The sequence below is a fragment of the Methylocaldum gracile genome (assembly GCF_053646815.1).
The window spans coordinates 4,255,203-4,274,833 of record NZ_CM132196.1 but is presented as its reverse complement, the minus strand read 5'-3'; the positions used below and the strand labels follow the sequence as shown (position 1 = coordinate 4,274,833).

The window sequence follows — 19,631 nt, the reverse complement described above, 5'->3', positions numbered from 1 at the left end:
AACCCGACGGAGACTAGATATGAATGGCCTATGGCAAAGAAGAACTGCCGCGATTATTTCTATTGAATTGATACTGTCACTCGGGACATCGACCCTTGCATGGGGCCGCAATGACGACGCGAGTACTTCCACTCGTGCCGGTATTGTCCTTACCGAGGGAGAGTTCCTGCCGACCGGCAAGCGCATCACACCGGATGCCGCCCCTCATGCCCTCTTTCAGCCGCTCAATCCCGGCCTACCCACACGTCCCGATTTCCTGGCCGATCACGCCGTCGATACGACCGTCAGCCCCGACGGCAGCACTCTGCTGATCCTGACCAGCGGCTATAACCGCAATAACAGCTCCACCGGATCCCGAGTGGCAAAAGAATCCATGGAATATGTGTTCGTCTTCGACATAACCGGGCTCGCACCGGTTCAGAAACAGGCGATCCTGGTGCCGAACACCTTCAACGGTTTGGCCTGGAATCCCGGCGGACACGAGTTTTATGTGTCCGGTGGTGTGGACGATACGGTTCGCGTGTACACGCGGAATGCGGGGCAGTGGTCCGAGGCCGCGGAAATTCCGCTGGGACACGCCAACCAGGGTGCTGGTCTGAATATTCGGCCGATGGCTGCGGGCTTATCCGTCAACGCCAAGGGCGACCGGTTGCTGGTGGCCAATTACGAAAACGATTCCGTGAGTCTGGTCGACCTGAGCACGCGCACCAAAATCGGCGAGCTGGATCTTCGCCACGGCAAGACTGATCCTTCCCGAGCCGGCACCCCGGGCGGAACTTATCCCCTGGCGGTGTCTTTCAAGGGAAATGAGAAGGCCTATGTTTCGTCCCAGCGCGATCGCGAACTGGTCGTTCTCGACGTGGACGACAGCACGATGGCCGTGCGCGGACGCATCAAGACCCAGGGGCAGCCCAGCAAGATGACTTTGAACAAAGCCCAGGACCGGCTCTACGTCGCCAGCGACAACAGCGATACGGTGCTGATCATCGATACCGTCGAAGATCGGATCATCGAGGAGATCCTGACCACCGCACCCGAGCAGGTTTTCCCCAAAGCGAAAAGATTCAAGGGCGCAAATCCCAACAACGTTGCGCTTTCGCCGGATGAAAAAACCTTGTTCGTCACGAACGGCGGCACCAACTCGGTGGCCGTTATCCAGCTCGAAGGCGGCGGAGCAGAGAAAACAACTAAGGCGGAGGACAGCGACGATGCTGGGGATAAGAAGAGCCGGCTAATCGGTCTCATCCCCACCGGATGGTATCCGAATGCGGTCGGCGTGAAACCGGACGGCAGCACGCTCTACGTGGTGAACGGCAAAGGGGTCGCCGGACCAAACACCCAGGCCTGCCGCAACACGCTCTCCACCGCGCCGGGTTCTCTTGGCGCCTGCAACGCCGCCAACCAGTACGTCTGGCAACTGGAGAAAGCGGGCTTTCTAACGCTGCCCGTTCCGGAGGGCAAGGATCTGGCACGGCTCACCTGGCAGGTCGCGTACAACAACGACTTCCCCACCGTTCACGAGCACGCCAGATGGGAAGACACCATGGCCTTCCTGCGCAGCCGGATCAAACACGTCATTTATGTGGTCAAGGAGAACCGCACCTATGACCAGATCCATGGCGATCTGGAAAAAGGCAACGGCGACCCTGACCTTGCAATCCTGTCTCCCTACAGTCCCAACCACAACCGGCTGGCCCGCCAGTTCGTGACGCTCGACAATTTCTACGACAGCGGCGAAACCTCGGGCGTCGGCTGGAACTGGACCACGGCGGCGCGGACTACGGACTTCACCGAGAAGACCCAGCCGCCCAACTACGCCGGGCGCGGCCTGAGCTACGACTGGGAAGGGGCCAACCGCAACTTCCCGGTGTCGTTCACGCCGGAGGAACGACAGGCATCCGGATTGACCGATCCCGATATGCTCGCCGGCAGCGCCGACGTGGCGGCCCCGGACTCACGGGATGGCGAAGCGGGCACCGGTTATTTGTGGGATGCCGCCCTGCGCGCCGGCTTGACGATACGGAACTACGGGTTCTACGTGACCAACCTCCCCGGCGCCCCGGTGGTCGACAAACCCTTCGGGCAAGGCGTCAAACAGGCGGTGGCTCTGAAGCAGGCATTGAAACCGTACACCGACGAATATTTCAGAGGTTACGATCAGAACAACTCGGACTTTTACCTGTTTAAGGAATGGGAGCGGGAGTTCGACCATTACGTCGAGAGTGGCCAGCTTCCCAATCTCTCTTTAGTCCGGTTGCCCCACGACCACTTCGGCAATTTCGCTACCGCCCGGTTCGGCGTGAATACGGTGGAAACCCAGATGGCGGACAACGATTACGCGGTGGGCCGGCTGGTGGAGAAAGTCGCGAAGAGCCGCTTCAAGGACGATACGCTGGTTTTCGTCATCGAGGACGATGCGCAGAACGGTGGCGACCACGTGGATGCGCACCGCAGCATCGCCTATGTCGTGGGTCCTTACGTCAAGCAGGGTGCGCTGGTATCCACCCGCTACACGACGGTCAGCATGATCCGAACGATCGAAGAAGTTCTGGGCCTTCCGCCGCTGGGCATCAACGACGGTCTGACCGCGCCGATGGCGGATCTTTTCGACAAAAAACAGGAATCCTGGAGCTACCAGGCCGTGGTCCCGGAAATTCTTTACAGCACCCAGCTCGAATTGCCGCCACGCGATGCCGCCCTGATCGCCTCGGCGCCCAACTGCTCGGGCATGCCCAAACGGGATGCGACCTATTGGATGGCCGCCATGAGTCAGCAGGACTTCTCGGTGGAGGACCGTCTCGACGTCGACGCCTTCAACCGCGCGCTGTGGAAGGGTTTGAAAGGCGAAAACGCGCCTTACCCGGCAGACCGCGACGGCGCGGATTTGCGCGAAAATCGCGCGGCGCTGCTAAAGGAGCATTTCGCGGCAGCGACCCGGCACTGTGAGGCCCTTCCAGTCGCTTCAAATCATTAGCCGTTGGCCGCGCATCCGGTACGCAGCGATGACAGGGGCAGGCCCCTGTCATCGTTCCGGTTTTTCTCCGGACGGTGACCCGCGCCCAAGAGTCAATGTTCGTCGGGGGGAGATATTAACCCGGCCTATAAATATAGGCCGGGTTAATCCGGGGCAGGGATGCCCCGGCGCGGCGACAAGCCGCGTGATTAATAACTTCCCCCGTACCCACCACAACGTTATTGGAAATTCACATGCAACCCAGAATAAAGATCATCGCCGGCCTAGTGAGCGGCATCCTGTCCGTCGGCCTTCTCGGTTTCGGCAATACCGCTCGCGCGGCGTCCCCCGACCTGTTGACCCGCCCCGCCGGCCCCAGCCCCGACGGTCTGACGGGCATCACCCCCAATAACTGGCAGGTTACCCCCGCCGGGGAGAAGATCCGGGTCGGCCACGTGCCCCTGGGCATGATCCTCAGTCCGGACGGCAACGACCTGCTGATCAGCAACAACGGTTACGGCCAGCACTCCCTCATGCGCATCGACCGGGCAAATCTCGCCATTCGCGATAACCTTCCCTACGACGCGCCGGAAGGCCTGTTCATCGGACTGGCCTACAGCAAGGACGGCAGGCGTATCTATGCCTCGGGCGGCCATACCAACCTGGTGCGCGTCTATGAGGTGACGGAGAGCGGCATCGCCGAAACCGGGCAAATCCAGGTGGATTCCCGCCGCAAGGGCGGCTTCATCACCGGCATTGCCCTGTCGGCCGACGAGAGCCGGCTGTTCGCGGCCAACCACCAAGGCGGGGACGTGGCGGTTTTAGACCCCATCGCCGGCACTGTCACCCACCGCATCCCGATGGGTAAAAGCGCCGACCCCTACAACGCCAGCATGTTTCCCTACGGTGTACTGCTCGGGGCCGACGGCAAGAAGCTCTATGTGTCCAACTGGAAGGAAGGCAACGTCGCCGTTGTGGATGTGAATAACCCGGATTCCGCTGCCGTGACCAAACGCATCGCGGTGGGCCAGCACCCTAACGCCATGGTCTTCAGCCCCTCCGGCGACCGGCTGTACGTGGCCAACGCCAACAGCGACAACGTTTCCGTGATCGACACCGCCACGGATGCCTGGCTGTTCGACATCGACGTGCAGCCCTACAAGAACGCCCCGTCGGGCAGCACACCCAATGCCCTGGCCGTTTCCCCCGGCGGCGAGACCCTCTACGTGTTGAATGCCGGCGAGAACGCCGTGGTGGTGGTCGATCTGGAAGATCAGAAAAAGGATCCGGAAAAACGCTATCGGGTAAGGGGCCGCATCCCCACCGGCTGGTACCCGACGGCGCTCAGCATCAGCCCGGCCGGCGACAAGCTCTACGTCGCCAACTCCAAGGACGTGGGCTTGGGCCAGAACGCCTATCCTCAGACCTATATCGGCGACCAGATGATCGGCTCGCTATCGGTGATCGACGTCCCTGACCGGGGCACGCTGGAACGCTACACCCGCCAGGTCAACGAGAACAACATGGTGGCCCGCGGCAAGGCCGTAACGGCGGGCGGCGAACTCGGGGAAGCCCATGCCCACTCCGGTATCCTCAAGCAGCTACCCATCCAACACGTGGTTTATATCCTCAAGGAAAACCGCGCCTATGACCAGATCTTCGGCGATCTTCCGAAGGGCAATGGAGACCCCAGCCTGCTCATGTTCGATGATCGGAGTGCCCCCAACCATCGCCGTCTGGCCCGCGAATTCGTGCTTCTGGACAACACCTACTGCGATGCGGAGATCAGCAAGGACGGCCACGAACGCTCCATGGGCGGAAACGCTACGGACTATACGATGAAGGTCTGGCCGAGCGACTACTCCGGCCGCGGCACCCTGATCAACCGGGCACTGATCGCCATCACCAATGTGCCCGGCGGCTACCTGTGGGACGCCGCCCGGGCGGCCGGCATCAGCTACCGCTCCTACGGCGAGTACGTGATCAACGGCAAGACATACCCCGACGGCAGTTACGAGCCCGCCACCACCCGCATGCCCGCCCTGGTGGACCACTTTTCGCCGATGTACCGCACCTACGACCTGAAGCATATGGACATCAAGCGGGCCGAGGTGTGGCTCGAGGAGTTCGAGACCCATAAGAAGAACGGCGGCTTCCCCAACCTGTCCATCATCAGCCTGCCCAACGATCATCTCGCCGGCACCAGCCCGGGTTATCCCACGCCCCAGGCCATGATGGCGGACAACGATCTGGCCCTGGGACGCATCGTCGACGCCATCTCCCATTCCCGATTCTGGCCCAACACGTTGATCATGGTCATCGAGGACGATACCCAGGACGGTTTCGACCATGTCGATACCCACCGCACGCCGGCCTTGCTCATCAGCCCCTACGTCAAGCGCCAAGCCGTCGACAGCACTCACTACAGCACCGTATCCATGATCCATACCGCCGAGGTATTGCTGGGTCTCAAGCCCATGAGCCAGTTCGACGCGGCTGCCAACACCATGGATCGCAGTTTCACGACCAAGCCCGATTTCACGCCTTACGAGCATGTCGTACCGGCCCAGGATCTCTTTGAAATGAACCCCGCCTTGGCTTCCCTGCAAGGGGAAAAGCGCCAGCTCGCGGAGCGTTCGATGAAACTCGATCTGGCCGAAGTGGACGCCGCAGACATGCGCGAATACAACGAGATTCTTTGGAAGGCGATCAAGGGCAGCCAGCCTATTCGGCCTCTGAGCCGCCAGCCGCGCGAACCCGGCATTCGGGAAGTATTGCTGGTCTCACGGACCGACTAACAACGTCAGCCACACAAGCCGACCCTCGCGCAGGGTCGGCATTCTTGCCCGTGAACCAGATCCCAACCGAAGTTCCTGTTCTGACGCCCGCAACGGGCGCAATCGACCTCCCGTATCCGCCTTGTGAATCCCTGTCCTGCTTCGTCGGAACCGATTCCTATCCCTATCCCGGAAATGAAGCCGCGGCGCTCCTTTTCATTCTGCGCGCATGTTCCCTCATCCTGAGAATGCAATTAACACGAATTTGTAACCGAGTTGTAAGCACGTTGACACGCTAAGCCGGTAAGTTCCACAGGTGCCGAATCTAAGGACATTTTGCCCACACGAGTAGCGGCATGGATGCGCTGGACAAACGCCGCGTTGGCATTTTCGACCGGATCGATGCTGGGGAGATCCGTTCACCTCTAAGTACATTCAGGGAAGTCTTGCGGCATACGCACCACTGCAGGAGAAATCCGCCAATCGAACTAATTTGTCGAGATTCCGCAAAAGTGTATGGAATGTACTTAGAGCGTTTTCCATCCCGGTGTACGGATTCGTGCCAGGAGGGGAGAACGTAGGTCGGCAATCCCTTGCCGACAAAGCCCTTCGCCGAGCCGATACGTCGGCAAGGGATTGCCGACCTACATATCCGAATCCCTTCACCGATTCGGAAAACGCTCTAGGCGGCTGATGTCGTGCGCGCCGCTGGAAGGACGGACAGTCTGCGTTCCGGTGAGTGCATTGGCAGGACGTGCGTGTACTGAAGCCAAGACGAGACGAACAGACAGATACCTTACGGTATCACTGTTCCGGGAACCAACAAGTAGAAAAATGCGATGAACTTTGTGCGTTCTGGTTTGGCGCTGGCCATCCTCGTGTGCGGTTACGCACTCGCAGATCAACCGCCGACGATGCCTGCCATCGTAGTCACCGCGACTCAAAGCGAACGGGATTCCTTTTTGGTCCCGCAGGCGATCTCCGCCATCACACCGGAATTCATCGACCACTCACTGGAATCCACGACCCCCGATCTGTTCCGATTCACGCCGGGGGTATACATCCAGAAGACCAACCAGGGCGGCGGTTCGCCGTTCATCCGTGGCCTGACCGGCAAACAGGTGCTGATCCTGGTCGACGGCGTCCGGCTGAACAACTCGTTCTATCGGTTCGGTCCGCACCAGTATCTCAATACGATCGATCCGAACATCATCGAACGCATCGAGACCGTGCGGGGGCCGTCCTCGGTACTCTACGGCACCGACGCGCTGGGTGGAGCCATCAACATCATCACGCGCAAACGCTCCGACTTTTCCAAACCGCTCGGCTATAACGGCCTGCTCTCCGCCCATTACGAAAGTGCCGCCGACGCCGGCGTGTTCCGTGGCGAGGTGGAGGGCAACTGGAACCAGCTCGGCTTGATCGCCGGGGCAACCGGCAAGCTGTATGACGACCTCGACGGAGGCGGAAATCTTGGCCGACAAGTTCCCAGCGGGTACGACGAAAGCGACGCGGACCTGAAACTGAACTACCGACTGGACGAAAATCAGGAGCTGATCTTCGCCGGCCAGTATACCCGCCAGTTCAACGTCCCCAAGACCAGCGAAGTGACCCTGGGCGACAAGCTGAAATTCGATTACGAGCCCCAGGAGCGCCGCTTCGGGTACCTGGAATACCGGGCGCGTCAGCTTGGGGTCTTCGACGGCGTACGTATCAATGCCTCCTACAACAACCAGCGCGAAGGGGAACAAGTGATCACGAGGCGCAACCCTGCCATCGAAACGCTGGAACTCACGGATGTCGACACCGTCGGACTCTCCCTGCAGCTGAAGAATCGGATTTTCGGCGTCCATGGCCTGACTTACGGGGCCGACTACTACCATGATGATTATCAGACCCGGAAAGTCGAGCGAAACCGGGTGACGGAGTCGGAACGCAAACTGACGCCCGGCACGCCGGATGGCGCGACTTACGAACACTGGGCTTTGTATCTTCAGGACGAGGCGCACCTCCTGGATTCGCTTGAAGGCGTATTCGGCGTGCGCTACAACCGATACGAAGCCCGCGGCGAGGTGACCGATCAAAGCCTCCGCTTCGAGACGGATGCCGTGGCCGGCAATATCAACCTGGGTTACCGGCTCGCGCCCGCTCTCAACCTGGTGGGCGGGCTGGCGTTCGGCTTTCGCGCACCCAACATGGAGGACTTTTTCGGCCGGGTGGACTTCTTCAGCGAGATACCCAATACCTCGCTGAAACCGGAAGAATCCTTCTCCAAAGAAATCGGCCTCAAATATCGCGATGAGGTCCTAAGTGCCGAGATATTTTACTTCCATAGTGACTATGAAGGATTTATCGATCGGGTTACCGTAGGCCGGCGGGCCGACGGCGCGCCGATCCAGCAGCGCCAAAACATCAATGACGCCGAAATCCAGGGCGTGGAGGCTAGTGCCGAATATCCCTTGAATGCTCAATGGCTGGTCGGCGCAACCCTGACCTGGACCGAGGGTCGTGACGCCCAAACGAAGGCCCCGCTGCGACGGATTCCCCCGCTCAACGGTGCGGCCCGTCTGGTCTACTACCCCATGGATCGCCTGTGGATTGAGGGCTCGGTCTGGTGGGCCGACAATCAGGACCAACTCGCTAAGGGAGACATCGAAGACCCGCGCATCGGTGCCGGAGGAACGCCCGGATACACTGTATTCAACCTCAAAGCGGGTTATACGCCGCATCCACAACACGAGTTGTTGGTGGAACTGGAAGACCTGACCGATAAGAAATACAAGTCTCATGGGTCGGGCATTTTCGCGCCGGGATTCAACTTTTTAGCGACGTATCGATTTAGGTTTTAGCCCGCGTTTGTTCATCATCGCGTTGTGGGTATTGATGCTCGCTCCGCCATCGGCCGCTCAACCGATCCTGGTGCATGCGACGCTCAAAACCGCGGTACGGGATTCGGTGTCTAGGTCTCGATGTGTCCGGAAATTTCGATCGCAAGCCATGAACACTTGGACGATCACGCTCGGCGTGCCCGAACACCGCTTCGGAGCAGGATGACAACCAGCGCAGCCGCGCTGAATATCGCCCCGGCAACGAAGGTGAATGCGGCGCCGAACTGGTCCCACAGCAGTCCGGCTAACGCGCTGGCCAGGAGCATGGCGAGTCCGCTCATGAGGTTGAAGAAGCCATAGGCCGTGCCTCTCAAGTCCGCTGGCGCGGTATCGGCCACCATCGTCGCCAGCAGCCCTTGGGTGATGCCCATGTGCAAGCCCCACAGGGAGATGCCGAGCCAGACCCAGGTCCAGTGGTCGCTGTAAGCCAGCGCGACGTCGGCGCCGACCAGGACGGCCAAACCCAGCGCAAGCAATTTGGCATGGCTCATGCCGTCCGAGAGCTTGCCGAAGGGATAGGCCGACAGAGCATAGACGACATTCATCCCGATCAGCACCAGTGGGGCGAAGGCAATCGGCAGCCCGCCCTGTTGGGCACGCAGGATGAGGAAGGCTTCGGAGAATCGCGCCAGGGTAAACACCGCCCCGATCCCGACCACCCACCAGTACGCTGCAGACAGCCGGCGCAGGTTTTCCCGCCGGATCGGATTGATGGCACGGTGTTCCGACTTGTCCCTTTTCGGCTCCTGTACGCCGAAGAACAGCAGCGCGACGGCGAGAAACCCAGGAATGATGGCCACCCAGAACACGGCGCGGAAGTCGTTCGCCCAGACAAGCATCAGCCCCATGGCGAGGAGCGGGCCGAGGAAGGCGCCCACCGTGTCGAGCGACTGGCGCAGGCCGAAGGCCGCGCCGCGCACCTCGGGCGGCGCGATGTCCGCCACCAGCGCATCGCGGGGCGCCCCGCGGATGCCTTTGCCGACCCGGTCCATCAGCCGCGCGGCGAGCACTAGACCGGAACTCGTCGCCAGCGCGAACAGGGGCTTGGATACCGCGCCCAGACCGTAGCCGAGGACGGCCAGGGGCTTGCGTTTGCCCCAGTAGTCCGACAGGGCGCCGGAGAAGACCTTGACGATCAGCGCGGTGGCTTCCGCCGCCCCCTCGATCAGCCCTACCACAAACGCGCTTGCGCCTAGGGAGGTAATGAGAAAGACCGGCAGCAGGCTATGGATGAGCTCGGACGAGATGTCCATGAGCAGGCTGACGAAACCGAGAGCCCAGATGGCCGCCGGGATGCGGGCGCCCGACGGCGATGCTATTGCGGATTGATCGAGTCGATTCATTCGCTGATGTGTTCAAAAAGGGACCACGCCACGGAATACGAGCGATAACGGGACGTTCATGCGGCTATTCAAGGATATTCACCTGGCCAGTCGTCGGTCCGCGACGGCCCCGGATCCGGGGCAGCACCCACTCGTCCCACGGGTCCTTCTGGAGGTGGACTTCGTAGTACCGGGCCTCCTTCTCCCATCGGAGCCAGAGCGAGTCTTCGGCCGTGATGTCGTTACTCATGGCGGCCCGTTGCGGACTTAGGAAAGGATATACAGGCTGATGAATTCACCTGCAAGATCGATTCCTGATCAAACTCTTCCCGATAGCGCTTCGCACGATCATTTCCGCTTATTTATTCAGCAGAACTTTCCGTAATTGATGCCAAAAGTGAAAAGTCTTTGCCGCCAATTCCGGCCGAATCAGGGCTGACTAGGCAGCAATCAGGCCATCTAACGCGTCGTAAACTGGAAAGTTTGATGCCCCGGAAGAATCGAGGATTCCGGCTTACAACCCCAGCAGAGATCCTTGGAAGCCACACATTAGCGACAGATTAAGTGTCGTCATATCGCAGCGTCGTTCCCACTGGGCCGACTTACAGTCATCTTCGAAGGTTTGGGCGATTCCTGGCGGCTAGCTCTCTGCTGACAGTAAACCTGAAATCCACCTTGCTGTTGCCAACCCCCCATACGGCTAAAGCCGAGGCAGTTCTGATCAAGGATCCCGATTGGTTCGCACCCCAACTTATCCATTCCGAATTCCGCAATGTTCTCCTCGGCGCAGTTCGTCGCGATAATATCGCCCGGAGTGATGCCGATAGTTTTTTGGCTCGAGCGCAAGAAGTCATTACGGTACCCGAAGCAGCCATCGACGGACCTGCGGTGTTCGATCTTGCAATTGAAAGTGGCTGCAGCGCATACGATTGCGAGTTTGTGTGGCTCGCCCGCTATCTGCGAATCCCGTTGGTAACGGCAGACAAGAAAGTGCTGCATGCGTTTCCGGGACAGGCGGTAGCAATCGACCAGTTCCTAGGTACAACGGCCCCGTGAAGTATTGAAACGGGACAACGGTGGATGCCACCCCAACAGAAGTGTTCGGGGCATTGGGTCGAACGCAGAAACCAGCGGTGAGGACACCCGGACAACGTCTCCAGTGTGATGAAAAATCAGAATGTTAAACGTATTTAACTTTCGCGATACCTTGATCGAAGGGTATCGCACCTTCTCTCGCAGTTTTGTTCGAATCGAAGTCACCGATATCCGCGATGAAGTCGAGCGGCAATATGCAGAAGGCCGTTATTGGCCGGAGCCACTCATCCAGATCAACCCGAACTATCAGCGCAAAGGGACTGTCCAGCAACTCGCTGCAGAAGGTGTACCTGCTGCGCCTGCGCCACCAGTTCGGCTACGTGTGCCGCCGAGAACCCTTCCAATGATGGCCGGGGAAACCGTGGCGTTGGCATTGCGAGGCAGCAGCCAGTCGCAATGGCACAGCGACGGCAGCGTGGCACGTCCGCTCGAACGCACCTCCAGCGGGACGGGGTAGGCTCGAAAAAGTGGACGCCATCAATCCCTTAAAGTGGCTGAGGGAGGTACGAAATGGCATGGTTGCCAAGACAGTCATTCACAGCAGAATTTCGAGAACAGGCCGTAAAGTTGGTATCGGACAAAAAGCTGACGCTGCCGGAAAGAGACTTCCCGTTGGAGTTGATGTGCCGCGTGTTCGAGGTCTCGAACAGTGGCTATCACGCCTGGCTGAAGCGCAAACCCTCGAAGCGGTCGCAAGAGAATGCGCGCTTGGAAGTAGCGATCCGGGCGGCTCATACCCGGAGCCGGGAAACTGGCGAGAATTTGCTTCCAGAGATAGTCGGTCTTGAGTCCTCCGGGTTAGGCCGGATGGAATCCCGCGACATACCGGCCTTCGTGCGTCCGATTATGCTGCGCTGATCGGACCTGCTCAGACTGTATCGATGGAGTCCAAGGCTGCCAGCGTCTCGGGGGGTAGTTGCAGTGTTGCCGCCTTGAGATTCTCCCGGAGGTGGTCGGCCGACGTGGTGCCTGGGATCGGCAGGATGTTTGGAGAACGTTGCAGCAGCCACGCAAGCAGGACCTGCATGGGCGTAGCCCCTAGTGAGCTTGCTGCTTCCGCCAACGCCGAAGACTGCAATGGCGCGAATCCGCCCAACGGAAAGAACGGGACAAACGCGATGCCCTTGGCGGCCAAGTCATCGACGAATGCATCATCGGCGCGATGCGCCAAGTTGTATTTGTTCTGAACGCAGACGATTTCGGTCATGGACTGTGCCTGTGCAAATTGCCTCGCGGTGACGTTGCTCAGGCCAAGGTGGCGGATAAGCCCCTGTTCTTTGAGTTTGACCAAAGCGGCGAGCGGTTCCTCGATGGAGCCTTCCTGTGGTCCGTGGATGCCAGGGGCCCGCAGGTTAACCACATCCAACGCCTCCATACCGAGGTTACGCAGGTTGTCGTGGACCGCCGAGGCCAGTTCTTGGGCCGAGTAGCCGGGCCGCCACGATTTATCATCCCCCCGGAGTATTCCAATTTTGGTGATGATCACCAACCCTTTGGGGTATGGGTGAAGGGCCTTTCGGATGATCTGGTTGGTGGTATTCGGACCGTAGAAGTCTGCGGTATCGATGTGGTTGACCCCGAGGGCGACTGCTTCGCGCAATACAGCCACGGCGCCGGATACATCGCGCGGGGGCCCGAAAACCCCAGGACCGGCGAGTTGCATGGCACCATAACCCAGTCGATGCAAGGTCATGGAAGTACCTGGGAGGGTGAAGATGAGGTGGTCAGTCAATTTCATGGTTTGCTCCAGATGGTTGTGTAAAGCGACACATCCACCATGAAAGTTGAAAGCCATTCAGGGCGGACGCAGCCAAAGTACAGGCGTGAAAGCGCCTGCAGTTTGTCGTGGGTCCGCTTTGAATGCGGCTGAAAATACTCCCAACTGGGAGCGGTCAGGCTAACCATCTGACCGGCTTTCATTCTGACGATTCAAATACTTGCGGAAGACATTCGTGATGTCAATCGTTTGATTCAGGGAAGCAGTTTGAGGCTCTCCCGCACCACGAAAAGTGCGGGAGAGCCAATTTTCAGTCGGCGTTGACAATCGCGGGTGTAATCGAGGACCGCCATAAGGCGCCTGCGAGATCTTTATACGCGGCGCTACAGGCGGAAGATATTCGCCTGTTGACCGAGGCGGATGCGCTGCATGGCACGCTCTGAGGCCCAGCGACGCGTAAGTTGTACGAGCGCATGTACCAGGTGTTCGGCGAGTTGGGGCGACACTTGGGAATACAATTCTCTTGAAACCGGGCGCTACTCGGTCGGCATATGATTCGAACGTACGACCTTCCCCTTAGGAGGGAAGCTATCATTTTTTCAGACTTGGTAAATCAGTAACTTAGGCACATGCTCCCCGCGTGAACCGGACTGAGAATGCCACGAAATGAAGAAGCTTGACTGGGGTTTGTCACGTTTTAGTCACGTGACCAAAGCGCCAAACAGGACTGACACTACCGATAGCCAACATCAATTTTCATCGGCCAACAGCCGGGCATCACATTCGTTGTCGCGGCTGCTTTGATTCCGTAACGGATTCAAGAACGGATGGATGGAACCGTATGTCGATTCCTTGCCGTGTCGGGTGCTGGGCGCAGATCCCGATCGATGAAGTGACTGGCGAGCCCGGGCTTGTGAACAAATGCCGTGAGCGACCGGCCGGTCGCCTGTAAAGGAGGTCCCAATCTTAAAAAATCGGATTTTTGAAATCATTACAACAGAAGTCGAATTTTCACCCAAGCTACCGATCCCGTGAAAAGATCAATGACAAAATCACCATTGGCCAAATCCTGAAAAGAAGCCGATAGCCGGGTTTTCAATGGTACCGAGAACCACACCACGATCAAGCAAACGATTCTGTTCCTCGCACGATGTCTCCGGCAGAAGCGCGCAAGAATGACATGCCGCCAGGTTGCAGCTGTCTGGACCTTGTCCTCGGCTCTCAATGCACACTGGATCGGATGAGCACCAGCGAGACTTCTCCATGGCACGTTGTATCACGCTTCCCAAGCGATCTGGCTGGCCCATGCGCACTAAGCCGCCCATGGTGCCTTCCGAATCGCCAGCAGCCGTGTAGATCAGGATCCCCGCCATGGGATTTTCACCTTCGGCAGAATAGATTCGTTCGCGCAACGATGCCGAACCGTAACCACAGTCCTGCACAAGTTGATTGATCAGCAGGTGGGCAAAGGTATGCAAGAGCACAAATCTGGGGGTGATCAGCCGCTGTTCCCGATGGCGTCTTTCTGCCAGCGTATCCATGTTTTTCCGCATAAGGGACAGTCGACCATCCAGTTCCATTCTATGTCGCTCCAGCCATTGCTGTAAGCGGGACTCGGAAAACTGAACGAAGATACCCTCCCCACGCACTACTATGGCCGGCAACCACTTCTTGTGACCTGCCATGAATAGAGCACGCTTTTCATCAGGCGTGAGGCCAGTGGAGTAAATACGGGAAAAGCCTTCGAAGGCCCGCGTTTCCCGAAGCTTATTCAGAAGCGCAACTCGACTGAAGGCACTCTGAACGAATGTGTCATACTTCGTAATATCGGTGCCGCGAATATCCAGATCCGTCTTGGGGTAGCCCACTTGAAGGTCGCGGGAGAACACGCTGAATTCCTGCTGACGATAGCCTACTTCTTCGTCATCAGGGTTGGCGGCTCTTACTTCTACGCCATTTCCGGAAAAATGCGACCTGAGCGCATCCAAAATGAATGTGGGATCAGCATTCCAGTTCAGACTCTTCACCGCAGCCGCGACAGCATCCAGTGACAGCTGGCGATCTGATGCTGATTTGATGCACTGGTCCAAGAACGCGCGTGTTGTGCGATTATCCAGAAGGATACCGTGCAAAAGATGACGATTGGCCGCCTTGGCCAGAGTGGCAGGCTCCACTATAGATTCGGGGTAATACTTCGCAAGGGCATTGACAGCGGCTCGATGGCTCACAAGACCGTTGTCTGAGTCCAGAGCGCTCTCTCGCAGACGGTTCTTGACGTCGCGATCATCGAGAAGGTCCAAGACTTCCTGAGTCAACGACTTGTCATCAATATCCGGGATATAGATCGAACTGACCACCGAAGGGAAATAAAGATTGGTGGCGCTCTTAAGCACCACATGGAGAGGATGCCCACAACCGGCAGCAGGTCGAAGATCGGTTCCAACCGCCAGCACCGGATTGATGCCTGAACAGCTGACGTTTATCTCACTTAACGCCTTGCTCCACTCTTCGCCCGCCTGCGGATCATTGTGCACAAATGCTCCTGCAAGCGATCGTTTAGCGAGTTGATTAGCTCCAAAGCGTACAACCTGAACTTTCCCGTCCTTATCTTTCTCCTCGGCCTGAACGGAGACGCCCGCTAGCGAGGCGCTACCAGAACTGGTCATGCGCAACCATCTATCAATTCCGTCAGGTTTCCAATCCATGCTGTTGCCATTAAATATCCATTCCACCCATGGAAAATCCTGGATATGCCCTTTTGCACAGGCAGCGACAAAACGCACTTGAAATGTCTTACGCTTCGGGTGCATCTTGCCGGCATCCGAACCGGTCGAAATCGGTCCTTCGCATATCGGCGCATCCTTGTCATGATAGCGCCCTAGATGCATGCGGCCGCACCTTGGGCAAACATGCCAGAGCGGAAAGCGCAGGAAAGGCAACTTAAGATTGATATTACGCTGCTGACCGCCATGACGGTTCGGTCTTCGGAAATCTGGTGGCTGGACGAAGAAGTCGACACCTAGGCGTCTGGCCAGTCGTTTTTCGTCATCTATAATGAATTCCCGATGATCCGGGTTGTTCTCGTCAAAGGGCCATGCGTCCAGCCCGGCGTGAATCAGTGAAACCGGGCCAGGAAAATCCACCATTGCACCCGGTCCGAATGGTGCAATGGCCTGCGATTTGCGAACAGGACGGCTCATGTCATTACTCAGTGTCTTGTCGTTGTTCGACAGCGCTGTTGAACCAGTCGGTCACATCGGCTTCGCAACTTGAATCTACCTCCCGCAGCGAAGAAAGGGTCGGCCAACTGTGATTGTTCCATTCGGGTAGCGGATTCGAACCTGCCGGATACATCAGCGGTGGATGTTCGGGCATGCTGCCGAAACTTCCGTACTCGTCTGGATTCCAGTATTGCCACTCAGTTAGCCGCCTAGCCAAGCGCTCCATTACAGGCTGTGTTTCCGTATCGTGAGTCACAAAAGCCACCCGGTTCCTGATCATGTCCTCGATGATTTTGCGCAGCTGCTCCCCCTCCGCCAGTGGAAATGGCGCAGGATGTTCACCTTCTCGCTGCTGTTCACCAAGCTGTCGAACTGCTGCGACAACCAACCCATGCAATGCACGGTCAACAGCAGGCAGACTGAAAGGGGTAACGCTGGTCGGTTCTACTTGGGCGTAAAGTTGCTGGTGATAGCTGCGGAAGCGTTCGTAGTGGCTGCGATCTCTGGGCTTTCCTTGGCCATAGAGCACCACAACCAAGCCCGGCTTGTCCCTGTCTCGTCCAACACGGCTGGAGACTTGGATGTACTGGGAGGTTGTCTTTGGCTGGCCGACGATAGCCATCAGAGACAATCTCGGGATATCGATGCCCACCTCGATGATGTTGGATGCGAGACAGACATCGACCGGTCGGTCACTGGTTGCATCGTCCTTGCTTCGCAGCTTGCCCGTGCCGTAGGGAATTTCCAGCCTTGCCAGTTCCTTGGGGATGTCATCACTGCGGATACGACTGGTCAGTTCCGTGGCAAATGGACTGCGAATCTTTCCATAGTCGATTCCGTGTCGATCAATGATGACGCGCAGATACTCTCGCACATCGGCCACAAACAGCGTGGCTGCGCCACCCAATTCGCGTAGCGAATTGAAGAAGCAGAGCAATGTCCACCATGGGTCACGAGCCGCATCATCGGCATCCATGACGGCCGCATACTGCATCAGCGTAGCGAAAACCCTCGCTTGCGTAGTCTGCAATGACACATGGCCCGGTGCCATTACCCCAGCGTAAAGGCGACCGGGCTTGCTTCGGTCTTCCCTCGCGAAGAAGGAATCTCCGGCTTCCAGTCCAGAAGGAGGAAACAGCACCACGCTGTCGCGAGCATAAAGATGACGGATCTGTTCGCCAGCGCGACTGATGGTGGCCGTCGAGGCGATGATCTTGGGACCAATCCTGCCGATGCCATGCTCGCGGCATAGCCGGTCGATCACCGTTTCATAGGCCCCGACCATGGTACCCAATGGTCCGGAAATGAGGTGAAGTTCGTCCTGGATTACGAGAACAGGTGGTTCCTTGTGGTGCTGCCCGTCTTGCTCGATGCCAAAAAACCTTCGCAATTCCGGCTTCCACGCCAGCATGGCGAACTTGTCCACGGTACCGATCAGCAAGTTGGGTGGGGCCTCTATCATGTCCTCGTCGATAACCATGACTGGAAGTGGCGGGGCAGGTCTCCCGATGGGAGAAGCTTTCTTGCCAAATTCACAGGCATGGTCCGGACAGCGATAGACAACAGTTTTCGATGTGCCGACACCATCTCGCTCATATCCGTTCACTGTGATTGTATTGTCGCCCCTTTGCCTACGCATTCCTTTGGCAGTACTTCGTTCCCATGGTCCAAAGGCTGCACCGCACCACGGACACTTAAGCAGTACGAAAGGGTTCTCTGCTGCTGAATCCTTCTCAAGCCTGCTCAGGGCGCGCATGGCGTCTTGCCGTGTGTTGGGCGTCGTTGCCGTGCCGACCCACAGCCCAAGTCGAAAAGGTTTTTCACCCAGGGTTGGGTCGCGGCGGCGAAGATATTCCATGGCACAGAACAGCAATGCTGCTCGCTGAAACTGCTGTGCTGTGAGCAGGCGCAGGGTATAACGCATGAGAACATCGACTCCACCCGGCTCGCGCCCTGATAGCCTGTTGAAAAGGATTGTGAAGGCCGTTAGGCCAAGGTAAGCTTCAGTCTTGCCTCCGCCCGTAGGAAACCAGATGAGGTCCACGGTTTCGCGGTCTACATGTTCAGGATCGCAGATACCTCGGAGTGACATGAGCAGAAAGGCTATCTGGAAAGGCCGCCAGAATCCTCGGTCGTGGTTGGGGTCAGCCGGGTCAGGATTCTCTATCGGTGACTGCCACTGTCCATTTCCAGTCGGTGCCGGTCGTCGAACCTTGACGCCTGCCCTGAGCTGAGCAATGAGCATGGCATGGTTCGCCAGCCTGAATGCATCACGAGCACGCCTTGCCTGCTCGGTCTCCTCGGACAGCAGGCGAAGGCCATCCTGAATTCTGGACAGACAGGTTCTGCAGCGCCTGATCAGTTCGCCAGCCGTCCGTTTCAGAGCGTCGGGGACTGGAGGCACATTCGGTCGCTCATGCTGCAGCTCATCGATCCAGCCTGCATAGGCATCGACCAGTTCATTCAGTTCTTCTCGGCCGGCATCGTTGGGATCGAGTCCGGCCAGCTTGCGCATGCTGACCTTGATGCGCCGTATGACGCCGTTTTCCCTAAAGACCTCAGGTTCTGCCGTTGTCTGTGGTGTTTCGTGTGCCGGTAGTACGTCGCTCCAGATCTCCCCGGTTCCTTCGAGCGGATTGCCGTGCCAGTCAGCTGCGCACCCGTGGCCAATTGCATATGTCTGGGACTCTCGATAAAGTAGGCGATTGATGGCCTCATCCGAAAACGGGTCTGCAATCGTTGCGTCACCATGCTCCGGATACGGAATGATCCAGTTGTCACTGGCGACTCCTCTGATACGCAGACCAGATTGGAAGACGCAGTGACCGTCCATGCCACTTCCGCCATCCTGCCTCCGATTGACTATAGAAACTGTCACCAATCTCCTGGCGGTGCTCTGCATGTCTCCTGTCCAAGGCCGTGAAACAACCACGACCTCGACGTTCTCGACGGCCGGTAGCCACTTCCGACGATTCACAGTTCCATGACCAAGTAACTCGTCCCGGCTGAACTCCACATACGGGAATTTGCCATTATCATCGAGTAGCGGCACCCGAAACCAGATCGAGCGTTCAAATTCATTTCCTCCTCGATCCCCCACCTTCACTGTGGCATGCCGATAGGTTGCTGTGGATTGCAGTGAAAATTCGTTAGCTCCCAGCCGACCAACACAAACCAACTCGACCATGAACCCATTGACTTCCCGCTCGAGGTCGGCCAGGAAACTCAGACCGATAGCAGACGGGCGAAAGGCATTGGCCAACGTAACATCATAGTCCTCGGACTCATCCGCCAGTCGGTTATTGCGTGCCAGCAACTCCTCGTTTGCATTGAGCAGGGCTTCTTCGATTTCCGGTGTTCCGGCGCTCTCTTCATGACCCTCTTGCTCATCGTTTGATTCAGCCACCTCGGCTTGCGGTAGACCCGCCGGGTAGAGGATGCCGGCGCCATAACGCTTGTTGGGTGGATCCTGCCAGAGGATCTCTTCACCGTTGATCTGGCTCTTTCGCTTCTTATAGAAATCATCTTTCGTGAGTTTGCACAGATTCGCCGGGTCAAGTCGAATTTCTGGGTTCTTTACCGGGTCAGGCCCGACGACTTCAGCGCGCAGTCGCTCAAGCAGCCATGTTCGATTGGCGAGATTTTCTGTCAATGACAT

General features: G+C 58.0%; 11 protein-coding genes. 6 read left to right on the top strand and 5 right to left on the bottom strand.

Annotated elements, in window-relative coordinates; genetic code table 11:
- The first annotated feature begins 19 nt into the window (after positions 1-19).
- The 3 genes from ACWJJK_RS19000 (at position 20) to ACWJJK_RS18990 (ending at position 8,579) form a co-directional block, all read left to right on the top strand.
- Positions 20-2,974 (top strand): bifunctional YncE family protein/alkaline phosphatase family protein, encoded by a 2,955-nt coding sequence (locus ACWJJK_RS19000; protein ID WP_434111459.1) that lies wholly within the window; start codon positions 20-22, stop codon positions 2,972-2,974.
- A 233-nt stretch (positions 2,975-3,207) separates the two neighbouring features.
- The gene (locus ACWJJK_RS18995) at positions 3,208-5,751 is read left to right on the top strand and encodes a bifunctional YncE family protein/alkaline phosphatase family protein (RefSeq protein WP_156879724.1); all 2,544 of its coding nucleotides are present in this window, start codon (positions 3,208-3,210) and stop codon (positions 5,749-5,751) included.
- Positions 5,752-6,569: 818 nt separating this feature from the next.
- Complete coding sequence (locus ACWJJK_RS18990) at positions 6,570-8,579, top strand: TonB-dependent receptor plug domain-containing protein (RefSeq protein ID WP_454128380.1); 2,010 nt, start codon at positions 6,570-6,572, stop codon at positions 8,577-8,579.
- 164 nt (positions 8,580-8,743) lie between these two features.
- On the opposite strand, the gene ACWJJK_RS18985 is transcribed toward ACWJJK_RS18990, so the two are convergent.
- Complete coding sequence (locus ACWJJK_RS18985; RefSeq protein WP_454128379.1) at positions 8,744-9,961, bottom strand: MFS transporter; 1,218 nt, start codon at positions 9,959-9,961, stop codon at positions 8,744-8,746.
- Between the two features lie 654 nt (positions 9,962-10,615).
- Between ACWJJK_RS18985 and ACWJJK_RS18980 the strand changes: the two genes are divergently transcribed.
- The 3 genes from ACWJJK_RS18980 (at position 10,616) to ACWJJK_RS18970 (ending at position 11,893) form a co-directional block, all read left to right on the top strand.
- Positions 10,616-10,996: a type II toxin-antitoxin system VapC family toxin gene (locus ACWJJK_RS18980; RefSeq protein WP_156879721.1), complete on the top strand. Its 381-nt coding sequence runs from the start codon at positions 10,616-10,618 to the stop codon at positions 10,994-10,996.
- 121 nt (positions 10,997-11,117) lie between these two features.
- Positions 11,118-11,492: a hypothetical protein gene (locus ACWJJK_RS18975; protein WP_156879720.1), complete on the top strand. Its 375-nt coding sequence runs from the start codon at positions 11,118-11,120 to the stop codon at positions 11,490-11,492.
- Positions 11,493-11,545: 53 nt separating this feature from the next.
- Positions 11,546-11,893 carry a hypothetical protein gene (locus ACWJJK_RS18970; protein ID WP_156879719.1) on the top strand — a complete coding sequence of 116 codons (348 nt, stop codon included), beginning with the start codon at positions 11,546-11,548 and terminating at the stop codon, positions 11,891-11,893.
- 10 nt (positions 11,894-11,903) lie between these two features.
- Here ACWJJK_RS18970 and ACWJJK_RS18965 read toward each other — a convergent pair whose 3' ends face one another.
- The 4 genes from ACWJJK_RS18965 to ACWJJK_RS18950 form a co-directional block, all read right to left on the bottom strand.
- Positions 11,904-12,773 (bottom strand): oxidoreductase, encoded by an 870-nt coding sequence (locus ACWJJK_RS18965; RefSeq protein WP_156879718.1) that lies wholly within the window; start codon positions 12,771-12,773, stop codon positions 11,904-11,906.
- Complete coding sequence (locus ACWJJK_RS18960) at positions 12,770-12,955, bottom strand: hypothetical protein (protein ID WP_156879717.1); 186 nt, start codon at positions 12,953-12,955, stop codon at positions 12,770-12,772. Before ACWJJK_RS18960 ends, ACWJJK_RS18965 begins: the two co-directional genes overlap by 4 nt.
- 849 nt (positions 12,956-13,804) lie before the next feature.
- Positions 13,805-15,952, bottom strand: a complete 2,148-nt coding sequence (gene drmB / locus ACWJJK_RS18955) for a DrmB family protein (RefSeq protein ID WP_434111466.1) — start codon at positions 15,950-15,952, stop codon at positions 13,805-13,807.
- Between the two features lie 4 nt (positions 15,953-15,956).
- Complete coding sequence (locus tag ACWJJK_RS18950) at positions 15,957-19,631, bottom strand: helicase C-terminal domain-containing protein (protein WP_156879716.1); 3,675 nt, start codon at positions 19,629-19,631, stop codon at positions 15,957-15,959.